Origin of the sequence: Microbispora sp. H10836 (assembly GCF_012999525.1) — a bacterium.
In the GTDB taxonomy this organism is placed as follows: Bacteria; Actinomycetota; Actinomycetes; order Streptosporangiales; family Streptosporangiaceae; genus Microbispora.
The window spans coordinates 588,309-599,877 of record NZ_JABBWU010000001.1 but is presented as its reverse complement, the minus strand read 5'-3'; the positions used below and the strand labels follow the sequence as shown (position 1 = coordinate 599,877).

The 11,569-nt window shown below is 71.5% G+C and carries 10 protein-coding genes; 7 read left to right on the top strand and 3 right to left on the bottom strand.

The features are described 5' to 3' along the window. Positions 1 to 74: 74 nt before the first annotated feature. Positions 75 to 854, top strand: coding sequence for a L,D-transpeptidase (locus HHX30_RS02760; RefSeq protein WP_311922050.1), 780 nt, complete (start codon positions 75 to 77; stop codon positions 852 to 854). Between the two features lie 173 nt (positions 855 to 1,027). Further along, positions 1,028 to 1,225: a DUF2795 domain-containing protein gene (locus HHX30_RS02755; RefSeq protein ID WP_169978969.1), complete on the top strand. Its 198-nt coding sequence runs from the start codon at positions 1,028 to 1,030 to the stop codon at positions 1,223 to 1,225. A 151-nt stretch (positions 1,226 to 1,376) separates the two neighbouring features. On the opposite strand, the gene HHX30_RS02750 is transcribed toward HHX30_RS02755, so the two are convergent. Continuing rightward, positions 1,377 to 2,201, bottom strand: a complete 825-nt coding sequence (locus tag HHX30_RS02750; protein ID WP_169978967.1) for a patatin-like phospholipase family protein — start codon at positions 2,199 to 2,201, stop codon at positions 1,377 to 1,379. Positions 2,202 to 2,403: 202 nt separating this feature from the next. On the opposite strand from HHX30_RS02750, the gene HHX30_RS02745 reads away from it, so the two are divergent. The 5 genes from HHX30_RS02745 (at position 2,404) to HHX30_RS02725 (ending at position 9,985) form a co-directional block, all read left to right on the top strand. Then, complete coding sequence (locus tag HHX30_RS02745; RefSeq protein ID WP_169978965.1) at positions 2,404 to 5,142, top strand: cellulose-binding domain-containing protein; 2,739 nt, start codon at positions 2,404 to 2,406, stop codon at positions 5,140 to 5,142. Between the two features lie 131 nt (positions 5,143 to 5,273). Beyond that, the gene (locus HHX30_RS02740) at positions 5,274 to 5,894 is read left to right on the top strand and encodes a hypothetical protein (protein WP_249349525.1); all 621 of its coding nucleotides are present in this window, start codon (positions 5,274 to 5,276) and stop codon (positions 5,892 to 5,894) included. Between the two features lie 220 nt (positions 5,895 to 6,114). Beyond that, positions 6,115 to 8,172 (top strand): phosphate acetyltransferase, encoded by a 2,058-nt coding sequence (pta, locus tag HHX30_RS02735; protein ID WP_169978961.1) that lies wholly within the window; start codon positions 6,115 to 6,117, stop codon positions 8,170 to 8,172. A gap of 148 nt (positions 8,173 to 8,320) precedes the next feature. Further along, positions 8,321 to 9,499 (top strand): acetate/propionate family kinase, encoded by a 1,179-nt coding sequence (locus HHX30_RS02730; RefSeq protein WP_169978959.1) that lies wholly within the window; start codon positions 8,321 to 8,323, stop codon positions 9,497 to 9,499. A gap of 63 nt (positions 9,500 to 9,562) precedes the next feature. Beyond that, positions 9,563 to 9,985 carry a TIGR02611 family protein gene (locus HHX30_RS02725; protein WP_311922049.1) on the top strand — a complete coding sequence of 141 codons (423 nt, stop codon included), beginning with the start codon at positions 9,563 to 9,565 and terminating at the stop codon, positions 9,983 to 9,985. A 3-nt stretch (positions 9,986 to 9,988) separates the two neighbouring features. Here HHX30_RS02725 and HHX30_RS02720 read toward each other — a convergent pair whose 3' ends face one another. Continuing rightward, a complete protein-coding gene (locus HHX30_RS02720; protein WP_169978955.1) occupies positions 9,989 to 11,161 on the bottom strand; it encodes a M20 family metallopeptidase in 1,173 nt (390 codons plus the stop codon). A gap of 28 nt (positions 11,162 to 11,189) precedes the next feature. Next, positions 11,190 to 11,510, bottom strand: a complete 321-nt coding sequence (locus HHX30_RS02715) for a co-chaperone GroES (protein ID WP_142556424.1) — start codon at positions 11,508 to 11,510, stop codon at positions 11,190 to 11,192. Between the last annotated feature and the right edge of the window lie 59 nt (positions 11,511 to 11,569).

Sequence of the window (11,569 nt, the reverse complement as noted above, 5' to 3'; positions counted from 1 at the left end):
TCCAAAAAGATATGGATCGAGGCCAGGTGGTTACGTGCTCGTGTCGTAGTGGTCGTATATCTCAGGAGCCGATCGTGCCGCTCGATGTCCCCCGCCGACTCATCGGCGCCGCGCTCGTCGCCATGAGCCTCGTCGCCGCGACCCCCACCGGCGCCGCCGCGTCGCCCGCCGCGCTCGCAGCCGGCGCGTCGGTGACGGCGACGGCGCTCCCCGCGGCCACCACGTTCACGGAGTTGAGCGGTCTCCCACAGGACACCGACATGTACGGCAAGCTGAGCGGCATCGTGGTCCACCCCGCGCGCACCGTGGCCGTCTTCGCCCAGCCCGGCGGAAAGCCCGCGGCCACCCTCCCGGCGAAACAGCTCGGCAGTCCCACCTGGGTGCCGGTGGTGGAGACACGCAAGGGCTGGTACCGCGTGCTCCTGCCCAGCAAGCCCAACCACGTGACCGGCTGGATCAAGGCCAAGGGCCTGAAAAAGGCGCGCAGCCGCTACCGCGCCATCGTGACGCTGGGCACCAGGCGCCTGACCGTGATGAACGCGAGCAAGAAGCTCGGCACCTGGACGGTGGCCGTAGGCGGCCCCGAGACGCCCACCCCGGTGGGCAGGACCTTCATGCTGGCCTTGATGTCGCCGAAGAAGAAGACCTACAGCCCGCTGATCCTGCCGCTCGGCACGCACTCGGCGACGCTCGACACTTTCGGCGGCGGTCCCGGCACGGTCGCCTTCCACGGATGGCCGGACCGGAAGGTGTTCGGCAAGGCGGTCACCCACGGCTGCGTCAGGGTGCCTGCTCGCGCGCTCAAGGTGCTGGCAGGGCTGCCCCTGGGGACTCCGGTTCTGATCGCCCCCTGAGTAACCGCCCCCTGAGGATGAGGGCGGCCGACGGCGAGTGCCTGCTTCCAGGCGCTCCCGCGGCCCCAGTCGTATGCGGAAGCGTGACTCGCTGCTTGGGATGGCGGACTCGCCGAGGAATAACCGGGTAGGCGAGGGAGAGCAGGAGAACGCCGACGGAAGGGAGGAGCGTCATGGCCGACGCACCGAACCCGATCCAGCTGCAGAAGCACCTGAAGGGCGTCGACTACCCGGCCGGCAAGTCGGACCTGATCCGCACGGCCCGCGACCACGGCGCGGACGACAACGTCATCGATGCGCTGGAACGCATCCCGGACCGGCAGTACGACGGCCCCAACGCGGTCAGCAAGGCGGTTTCCGACGCCGGGTAGACCGGACGGCCCAACCTGGGGACGTGCTCCCGGAGCACATGATCCTGGCACATGACGCGACGTCGGGCGGCCGGCGCGAGGAGTTCCCGCGCCGGCCGCCCGCTGATGTCCGCGTGCGGGGTCTGCCGCGCCGGCGCTGATGTCCGCGTGGTCAGGACCAGACGGTGGCGACCGGCTCGGCGAGGGTGGCGGCCTGGTCGAGCCCCGCCCTGAAGGCCGGTCCCCACAGGCCGGGGTCGAGGACGTTCTCGCCGAACACCGCGACCGAGGCCGTGTCGGGGTGGACGACGTACGAGGCGGCCGCGCCGGCCTTCGCCATCTCGGCGTCGAGGACGGCCCGGGGGGTCAGGTTGCCGAGCGGTTCGAGCACCACAAGGGCGCGGGCGCCGGCCGCGAGGTCGGCGTTGGTCGCCGAGCGGACCCCGCCGTCCACGTACCTGCGGCCGTTGATCTCCACGGGCGGGAAGACCATCGGCACGGCGCAGCTCGACGCGACGGCGAGCACCAGCGGCGCGCCCGAGGACCGGTCCCACACGACGAACTCGCCGGTGGTCGCGTCGACGCTCGTGATGAGCAGCTCGCGCTCGGGCCACTCCTTCACGGGCAGCCGCTCGCCGACCGCGGCGAGCCGCTCCGCCGCGTGGTCCACCTTCGCCGCCAGGGCCATCTGGCCGACCCTGCGCCGAGCCTCCCGCCGGTCGAGGTTCGGGTCGAACATGACGGCGAACGCCTGCATGACCTCGTTCATGTCGACGGCCGGGGGCGGGCCGGTGTCCACCTTCGCCTGGTGGGCGACGGCCTCCTCCAGGTCGGCGCCCGTGGCCACGAGCGTGCCGACGACCGAGCCGGCCGAGGTGCCGACGATCCGGTCCGCCGTCCCCAGGTCCACGCCGAGGCGGCGCAGGCCGGTGACGACCCCCGCCTCCCAGGCGATGCCGGCGACTCCTCCGCCGCCGAGCACGAGAGCTGTAGTCATGTCCAGAATTATGTTCCACGAATCGGGATGCTCCGCCCCGGATGAAACCGGTTGAGATTTGTCTGGACGCCAAACTATTGACGGCGCTTCCGCCGGTGTGTGAATCTTCCTTGCAGATTTTCCATGCACGTGGGAGAAGGACGGTCAGGGTCCCCGCCTGGTCGTGCATGGCCGGTTGTCCGTGCTCGGAGGGAAACCGTCCATGCGAAGATTCGCATCCATGCTCGTGGTCGCCGCCGTGGCCCTGGTCACGGCCGTGATCAGAATGTCCCCGGTGTCGGCCGTCGCCGCCGACCCGTACACGTTCAAGAACGTGCAGATCGCCGGGGGCGGCTTCGTCCCCGGCATCGTGTTCAGCCAGGCCCAGAAGGACCTGATCTACGCCCGTACCGACATCGGCGGCGCGTACCGGTGGAACCAGTCGTCCCAGACCTGGACGCCGCTGCTCGACTGGGCCGGTTGGTCCAACTGGGGCTACAACGGCGTCGCCAGCATCGCCGCCGACCCGGTGGACGCCAACAAGGTGTACGCCGCCGTCGGCATGTACACCAACAGCTGGGACCCCAACAACGGCGCGATCCTACGCTCGTCGAACAAGGGCGACACCTGGCAGGTGACCCCGCTGCCGTTCAAGCTGGGCGGCAACATGCCGGGCCGCGGCATGGGCGAGCGCCTCGCCGTGGACCCGAACAAGAACAGCGTCCTGTACTTCGGCGCGCCCAGCGGCAACGGCCTGTGGCGGAGCACCGACTCCGGCGCCACCTGGTCGAAGGTGACCAACTTCCCCAACGTCGGCAACTACGTCGCCAGCCCCGGGGACGCCTACAACGGTGACAACCAGGGCGTCGTCTGGGTGACCTTCGACAAGCGCACCGGCACGTCGGGCAACGCCACCCAGACCATCTACGTGGGCGTGGCCGACAAGGGCAACACCGTCTACCGCACCACCAACGGCGGCACCTCGTGGGAGCGGGTCGCCGGGCAGCCCACCGGCTACATCGCCCACAAGGGCGTGCTCGACACGGCCAACGGCTACCTCTACCTCGCCACCAGCGACACCGGCGGCCCGTACGACGGCGGCAAGGGCGACGTGTGGCGCTACGCCACCGCCACCGGCACCTGGACCCAGATCAGCCCGATCCCGTCCAGCAGCGGCGACGACTACTTCGGCTACAGCGGCCTGACCATCGACCGGCAGAACCCGAAGACCATCATGGTCGCCACCCAGGTCTCCTGGTGGCCCGACGCGATCTTCTTCAGGAGCACCGACAGCGGCGCGACCTGGACCCGCATCTGGGACTGGACGTCCTACCCGGACCGCAGCTTCCGCTACAAGATGGACATCTCCGCCGCGCCGTGGCTGACCTTCGGGACCAACCCCCAGCCACCGGAGGTCACGCCCAAGCTGGGCTGGATGAACGAGTCGGTGGAGATCGACCCGTTCAACTCCGACCGGATGATGTACGGCACCGGCGCGACGATCTACGGCACCACCGACCTCACCAAGTGGGACTCGGGCGGCCAGTTCACGATCAAGCCGATGGTGAAGGGCCTGGAGGAGACCGCCGTCCTCGATCTGATCAGCCCGCCGAGCGGCGCCCCGCTGGTCAGCGCGCTCGGTGACATCGGCGGCTTCCGGCACACCAACCTCGACGCCGTGCCGTCCATGATGTTCACCCAGCCTGTCTTCACCTCCACGACCTCGCTCGACTACGCCGAGACCAACCCGAGCGTGATGGTGCGGGCCGGCAACTTCACCGACTCCGACCGGCCGAACGACAGCCACGTGGCGTTCTCGACCGACGGCGGGGCCAACTGGTTCCAGGGCAGCGAACCGGGCGGGATCAACAGCGGCGGCACGGTCGCCGCGGCGGCCGACGGCAGCCGTTTCGTGTGGGCGCCGGGCGACCCCGGCATCCAGGTCGTCTACTCCGTCGGCTACGGCAACAGCTGGACCGCCTCCAGCGGCGTTCCGGCCGGCGCGATCGTCGAGTCCGACCGGGTGAACGCGCAGAAGTTCTACGCCTTCTCCGGCGGCAAGTTCTACGTGAGCACCAACGGCGGCGCGAGCTTCAGCGCCACCGCCGCGACCGGGCTGCCGACGACCGGTGTGCACTTCAAGGCACTGCCCGGCAAGGAGGGCGAAGTCTGGCTGGCCGGCGAGGGCGGCCTGTGGCACTCCACCAACTCGGGCGCCTCGTTCACCAAGCTGTCGAACGTCAGCAGCTCGATCAACATCGGTTTCGGCAAGGCGGCGCCCGGCAAGACGTACCAGGCCCTCTACCTCATGGGCACGGTGGACGGCGTGCAGGGCCTGTTCCGGTCCGACGACACCGGCGCGAGCTGGGTGCGCATCAACGACGACCAGCACCAGTACGGCAACGCGGGCGAGGCCCTGACCGGCGACCCGCGGATCTACGGCCGGGTCTACCTCGGCACCAACGGCCGGGGCATCATCTACGGCGACCGCAACGGCGGAACCTCGCCGTCCCCCTCGCCGTCGGCGTCCCCGTCCACGTCGCCTTCGGCCTCCCCGTCCGCGTCCCCGTCGGCTTCTCCGTCGGCGTCGCCGTCCGCCTCGCCCTCGGCCAGCCCGTCCGCCTCGCCTTCGGCGAGCCCGTCGGGTGGCGGCGGCAAGGCGTGCTCGGCGACCTACAAGGTGGCCAACCAGTGGCCGGGCGGCTTCCAGGGCGAGGTCACGGTGAAGAACACCGGCAGCGTCCCGATCAGCGGCTGGAGCGTCAAGTGGGCCTTCGCCAACGGCCAGTCGATCAGCCAGCTCTGGAACGGCACGGTCAGCCAGTCCGGGGCGAACGTCACGGTGACGAACGTGAGCTACAACGGCTCGGTCGGCTCCGGGGCGTCCACCACGTTCGGGTTCCAGGCGAGCTGGAACGGCACCAATGCCGTCCCGTCGCCGGTGACCTGCACCGCCTCGTGAGATAGCACGACAACGGCCGTACGGATGTGCCGCGCGGGCGGCACATCCGTACGGCCCGTCCCACTGCCACGCCACGGCACTCAGGGAAAATCGCGTGCGCCCTGAGCGCGGCCGGGTGTTGCATGAGTCGGATGATCGACGAACCGCTGGAACGACTGCGCGCCGCCGCCCGGCGCACGCGTGAACTCGCCCTCAACCGGGCGGGCACCGGCCTGGGCCACGAGGAGGCCGACGACGACGTCGGCACGATCGGCACGGACGGCGCCCTCGGTTTCGATCCGTTTCCTCTGCTCGAAGCCCTCCACCGCCATGGCGTCCGAGCCGCGGTGATCGGGCAGGTCGCCGGCATCATGCACGGATCCACCGAACTCACCGGCGATCTGGATCTGCTCTGGGATGGCGCACCGGCCCACGCCCCGGCCCTGGCGGCCGCCTTCATGTCCGTCGACGCCCAACTCGCCGACGAAACGGGCACCCCCATGGCGACTCATCCGGATGCCTTGCTCCGCCCCAAGGTGCAGTTCACCGCACCCGGAGCCGGCGGCGACTGCTGCACTCCCGCGCTTGCCTGGGGCGATCTCCGAGTCCGGGAGATCCTCGACAGGGCGATCACCGCGGCCGGTCCGGGCGGCCTGGAGGTTCACTACGTCTCCCGGGAAGACCTCATCCGGATGCGTCGCGCCATAGGCCGCCCCAAGGACCTCCGGCGAGCGGACGAACTCGACTCGTTGGCCTCGGACCGCCGGAGTTGACGGCCCGCCTCACCTCGAAGGCGCTCGCCCGGCAGGCGGGGGACCGCGGGGTTCTCACCGCGGGATCGCGAGGCGGACTTCCCGCGGGGCCTGTGAGAGCACACGACTGGTGAGAAAAGGCCCTACGGACGGGACGTTCGACTGGTATCTCCGTGGGGTCCTTCGCGTAGCCTTTTCGGGGCGGGCCGTCGGGCCGCGCCTGGACAGGGGTGACTGCGCGATGGCGATCGGAGTTTACGTCGCGGCCGGCGACGCGAGGAGCAACAAGGGCACGATCGCCCTGGGCATGATCGAGCTGCTGACCCGCCAGGTGGGCACGGTGGGCGTGTTCCGGCCGGTCGTCCGGGCCGGCCGCGAGGACAGCCTCGTCAACGCCGCGCGCAGCCGTTTCGCGATCGGCCTGCCCTACGGGATGTGCACGGGCGTCACCTATGAGGAGGTGCACGCCGACGAGGAGCGTGCGGCCGGGGAGATCCTGGCCCGCTACCGGGCGCTCGCCGGGCGGTGCGACGCGGTCGTGGTGATCGGCACCGACTACACCGACGTGGGCGCGCCGACCGAGTTCGTGTTCAACGCCGAGCTCGCCGCCAATCTGGGCACGCCGGTGATGAACGTGGTGACCGGGCTCGACCGCACCTCCGACGAGATCGCCGCGGCGGTCGAGATGTCGCGCAAGGAGCTGGCCGAGCGGCACGCCACCGAGCTGGCCACGGTCGTCACGCGGGTCGCTCCCGACCTGGTCGACGAGGTCGCCACCCGCGTCCCCGCGTACGTCCTGCCGGAGGTGCGGCGGCTGTCCGCGCCGACGGTCAGCGACCTGATGGCCGCCTGCGACGGCGAGCTGTTCATGGGCGACGCCGACCAGCTCGGCCGGGAGACGGGCGGGCTGATGATCGGCGCGATGTCGCTGCCGAACATCCTGGAGCGCCTCACCGAGGGCCTGGCGGTCGTCGTCCCCGCCGACCGGGCCGCGGCGCTGGTGCCGGGGCTGCTGGCCGCGCACAAGGCCCCCACGTTCCCGGCCCTGTCGGCGATCATCCTCAACGGCGGGCTGGAGCTGCCCGACGCGGTCGTCCGCCTGCTCAAGGGCATGGACATCCGGCTGCCGATCGTCACGACCGGCGGCGGTACGTTCGAGACCGCGACCAAGCTGTCGAGGGCCGAGGGCCGGTTCAGCCCGGACGCCAAGGGCAAGATCGACACCGCGCTCGGGGTCTTCGCCGAGCACGTCGACGCCGGGGCGCTGCTGCGCAGCCTGCGGGTCACCAAGGCCGCCGCGATCACGCCGCTCATGTTCGAGTACGACCTGCTGGACCGCGCCCGCGCCGACCGCAGGCACATCGTGCTGCCGGAGGGCGCCGAGCCGCGGATCCTGCGCGCGGCCGACAGCCTGCTGCGCCGGGGCGTCGCCGAGCTGACCCTGCTGGGCGACGAGCGGGAGATCCGGCTGGCGGCGGCCACGATGGGCCTGGCCGTCGACGGCGCCCGCGTGGTCAGCCCGTTCGACCCGGAGCTGCGCGAGCTGTTCGCCGAGGAGTACGCCCGGTTGCGCGCGCACAAGGGCGTGACCGCCGGGCAGGCCCGCGACATCGTCACCGACGTCTCCTACTTCGGCACGATGATGGTCCATCTCGGGCTGGCGGACGGCATGGTCTCCGGCGCGGCCCACACCACCGCCCACACGATCAGGCCGTCGTTCGAGGTCATCAAGACCTCGCCGGGCGTCGGCGTCGTGTCCAGCGTCTTCTTCATGTGCCTGGCCGACCGCGTCCTCGTCTACGGCGACTGCGCCGTCGTGCCCGACCCCACGGCCGCCCAGCTCGCCGACATCGCGATCTCGTCGGCCGCCACGGCCGCCAGGTTCGGGGTCGAGCCGCGCGTGGCCATGCTGTCGTACTCGACCGGCGAGTCCGGCGCGGGGCCCGAGGTGGACAAGGTGCGCGAGGCCACCGCGCGGGTCCGCGAGCTGCGGCCGGACCTGCCGGTCGAGGGACCCATCCAGTACGACGCGGCGGCCGAGCCGAGCGTGGCGCGGACCAAGATGCCCGGCAGCGCGGTGGCCGGGCGGGCCACGGTGTTCGTGGTGCCCGACCTCAACACGGGCAACAACCTCTACAAGGCCGTGCAGCGCAGCGCGGGCGCGGTCGCGATCGGGCCGGTCCTGCAGGGCCTGCGCAAGCCGGTCAACGACCTGTCCCGCGGCGCGACCGTGGGCGACATCGTCAACACCGTCGCGATCACGGCCATCCAGGCGCAGGCGCACGGGGAGACACAGTGAGCGCTGAGCGCGCAGGCGCGATGAAGAGCACAGTGAGCGCGCAGGCGCGATGAAGAGCACAGTGAGCGCGCAGGCGCGACGAAGAGCACAGTGAGCGCGCAGGCGCGGGAGGAGACAGGGTGAGCGCGCAGGCGCGGGAGGAGACGCAGTGAGCGGGCAGGTCCTCGTCCTGAACACGGGGTCGTCGTCCATCAAGTACCGCCTCATCGACATGGGGACGCGCCGGGCGGTGGCCGGCGGGCTGATCGAGCGCATCGGCGAGGACGAGAGCGTGCTCACCCACGACGGCGTACGGAGTGAGCGCCGGGTGGCCGACCACGAGGAGGGGCTGAAGGCGGTGCTGGCGGCCTTCGCCGAGCACGGGCCGCCGCTGGACGGCGTGACCGCCGTGGGCCACCGGGTCGTCCACGGCGGCAGCCGGTTCGTGACGCCCGTGCTGATCGACGACGCGGTCGAGCGGGCCATCGAGGAGATGGCGCCCCTGGCGCCGCTGCACAACCCGGCCAACCTGGAGGGCATCCGGGTGGCCCGGCGGGCCTTCCCCGCCCTGCCGCACGTCGCCGTCTTCGACACCGCCTTCCACGGCACGATCCCGCCGCACGCGCACACCTACGCCGTCCCCCGCGAGTGGACCCGCAAGCTCGGTGTGCGCCGCTACGGCTTCCACGGCACCTCCACGGCGTACGTCTCCCGCCGGGCGGCCGCTCTGCTGGGCCGGCCGTACGACGAGGTGAACTCGATCGTGCTGCACCTCGGCAACGGCGCGAGCGCGACGGCGGTGCGGGCCGGGCGCAGCGTGGACACCTCGATGGGCATCACACCGCTCGCCGGGCTGGTGATGGGCACCCGTTCCGGGGACGTCGACCCGGCTCTGGGCGCCTACCTCGGCCGGGTCGCGGGCATGGACCTCGCCGGCGTCGACGCCGCGCTGAACAAGGAGAGCGGCCTGCTCGGCATGTGCGGGGCCAACGACATGCGCGAGGTCTGGCGGCTGGCCGACGCGGGGGACGAGGACGCCCGGCTCGCCCTCGACGTGTACGGCTATCGCGTGCGCACCTACATCGGCGCCTACTACGCGGCGCTCGGCCACGTGGACGCCCTCGTCTTCACCGGCGGCGTGGGGCAGAACAGTCCCCGTGTCCGCGCGCTGGCGGCGACCGGGCTCGCCCGGCTCGGCATCGAGATCGACCCGGGGCGCAACGACGCCGAGTCGGCGCAGGCCCGGGTGATCTCCCCGGAGGGCGCCGAGGTGACGGTGCTGGTGGTGCCCACCGACGAGGAACTGGAGATCGCCGAGCAGACGGCCGCCTGCCTCGGCGACGCGTGAACGCTCCGATCGTCGCCGCGGTCCGCCGCTGGCTATTGTGGGCAGCGAATGGGGGTGAGCCGTGTGGCGACGGCTGAGGACAGTCGTACGGGCGATGAACGGGAGGCTTCCGATCCGCCGGGCCCGCTCGACCGGATCCGCGCGACTCCGGCGGGCCGGCTGACGCTGCGGATCGTCATCGGGGTGATCGGCGCCGCCCTGGTCGTCACCGGCCTGATTATGGTGCCCTTCCCGGGGCCGGGCTGGCTGGTGGTCTTCGCCGGGCTCGCCGTGCTGGCCACCGAGTTCGCCTGGGCGTCCCGGCTCCTGGAGTTCGCCAAGGACAGGGTCAGGGCGGCGACGGACTGGCTCAAGCGGCAGAACTGGTTCGTCCGCATCGTCGCGAGCGCGCTCACCCTGCTCTGCGCCGGGGCCATCGTCTGGGTGTCGGTCCGGCTGACCCTCGGCGTCGACCTGATCCAGGAGGCCCGCGACCTGCTGGGCTGACCGTCAGACGCGGGCCAGCCTCCGGATGGCCAGCTCGCTCAGCAGCGCCGCGCCGTCGGACAGGATGGCGTCGTCGAACTCCGCCTCCGCCGAGTGGTTGGCCGGGGCCGTGGCGAGATCCCGGCCGGGCGGGCAGGCGCCGACCACGAGGAAGGCCCCCGGCACCTGCTCCAGCACGTACGAGAAGTCCTCCGAGCCGGTCGCCGGGGTGGGCAGCGGGAAGTAGCGGTCCTCGCCGAGGGCCTCGCGCACGGTCCGGGCGGCGAACTCCGCCTCGGCGTCGTCGTTGACCGTGACGGGATAGCCGATGCCGAAGGAGCAGTCGACGGACAGGCCGTGCGCCTCGCCGATGCCCTGGGCGAGCCGGACCAGGCCCTCCCTGACGCGGTCGCGCGATCCGGCCGAGAACGTGCGGACGGTGGCGGCGAACGTGGCCTCGTCGGGGATCACGTTGTCGGTGGTGCCGGCGTGGAAGCTGCCCACGGTGACCACGACCGGGTCGAACACGTCGTACCCGCGGGTGACGTGGGTCTGCAGGGCCGTCACGATCTCGCAGGCCGCGGGGATCGGGTCGAGCGCGCGGTGCGGGGAGGACCCGTGGCCGCCTCTGCCGCGCACGGTCACGGTCAACGTGTCGGCCGCGGCCAGCACGGGCCCGCCCTTGGTCAGGAACAGCCCGCGCGGGATCGTCGTGGAGAAGACGTGCATCCCGTAGGCGGCGACGGGTCTGGCCCCCGCCGCGTCGAGCACGCCTTCCTCGATCATCAGGCGGGCGCCCTCCTGGCCCTCCTCGCCGGGCTGGAACATCAGCACCACGTCACCGGCGAGGTCGGCGCGCCGCTCGCTGAGCAGACGGGCGGCTCCCACCAGCATGGCCGTGTGCAGGTCGTGGCCGCAGGCGTGCATGCGGCCGTCGAAGCGCGACCGGTAGGGCAGGCCGGTCTTCTCCTGCACGGGCAGCGCGTCCATGTCGGCGCGCAGCAGCACGGCGGGACCGGGGCGGCCGCCGCGCAGAACGGCCGTCACCGACGACAGGCGCTCGCCGGTGGCGATCTCCAGAGGCAGGCCGTCGAGCGCCGCGAGCACCTTCTCCTGCGTGCGGGGCAGGTCGAGACCGATCTCGGGCTCCCGGTGCAGCGCGCGGCGCAGCTCGACGAGGTCGTCCTGGAGGGTCATGGTCCACCTTCGCCGCGAGGTCGGGAGGTCAGAGGTAGAGGCCGGTGCCGTGGTCGGTCTGCTGCGTCGCCACCGCGTGGAGGTCGCGCTCGCGCAGCACGAGGTAGAGCTGGCCCTGGACCTCCACCTCGTACTGGTCCTCGGGGTTGAACAGGACCTTGTCGCCGGTCTTGACCGACCTGACGTTGGCGCCGGCGCCGCTGACCTCGCCCCAGACGAGCCGGTTGGCCATCTTGACCGTGGCCGGGATGACGATGCCCGCGCTGCTGCGCCGTTCCTCAAGCTCCCGCTCGACCTTGACCATCACGCGGTCATGGAGCATCTGGATCTCGAACTTCGGGTCAGCCACGCTCGAAGTGTACGCGGAGCGGCCCCGGGCACCGTCATCGGAGTTCACCGGCGGCGGCG

Excerpts from the sequence above, each read along its gene's own strand:
- HHX30_RS02750 (WP_169978967.1), bottom strand. The coding sequence starts at position 2,201 with ATGACTACAGCTCTCGTGCTCGGCGGCGGAGGAGTCGCCGGCATCGCC.
- HHX30_RS02740 (WP_249349525.1), top strand. The coding sequence starts at position 5,274 with ATGATCGACGAACCGCTGGAACGACTGCGCGCCGCCGCCCGGCGCACG.
- HHX30_RS02755 (WP_169978969.1), top strand. The coding sequence starts at position 1,028 with ATGGCCGACGCACCGAACCCGATCCAGCTGCAGAAGCACCTGAAGGGC.
- HHX30_RS02720 (WP_169978955.1), bottom strand. The coding sequence starts at position 11,161 with ATGACCCTCCAGGACGACCTCGTCGAGCTGCGCCGCGCGCTGCACCGG.
- pta (WP_169978961.1), top strand. The coding sequence starts at position 6,115 with ATGGCGATCGGAGTTTACGTCGCGGCCGGCGACGCGAGGAGCAACAAG.
- HHX30_RS02745 (WP_169978965.1), top strand. The coding sequence starts at position 2,404 with ATGCGAAGATTCGCATCCATGCTCGTGGTCGCCGCCGTGGCCCTGGTC.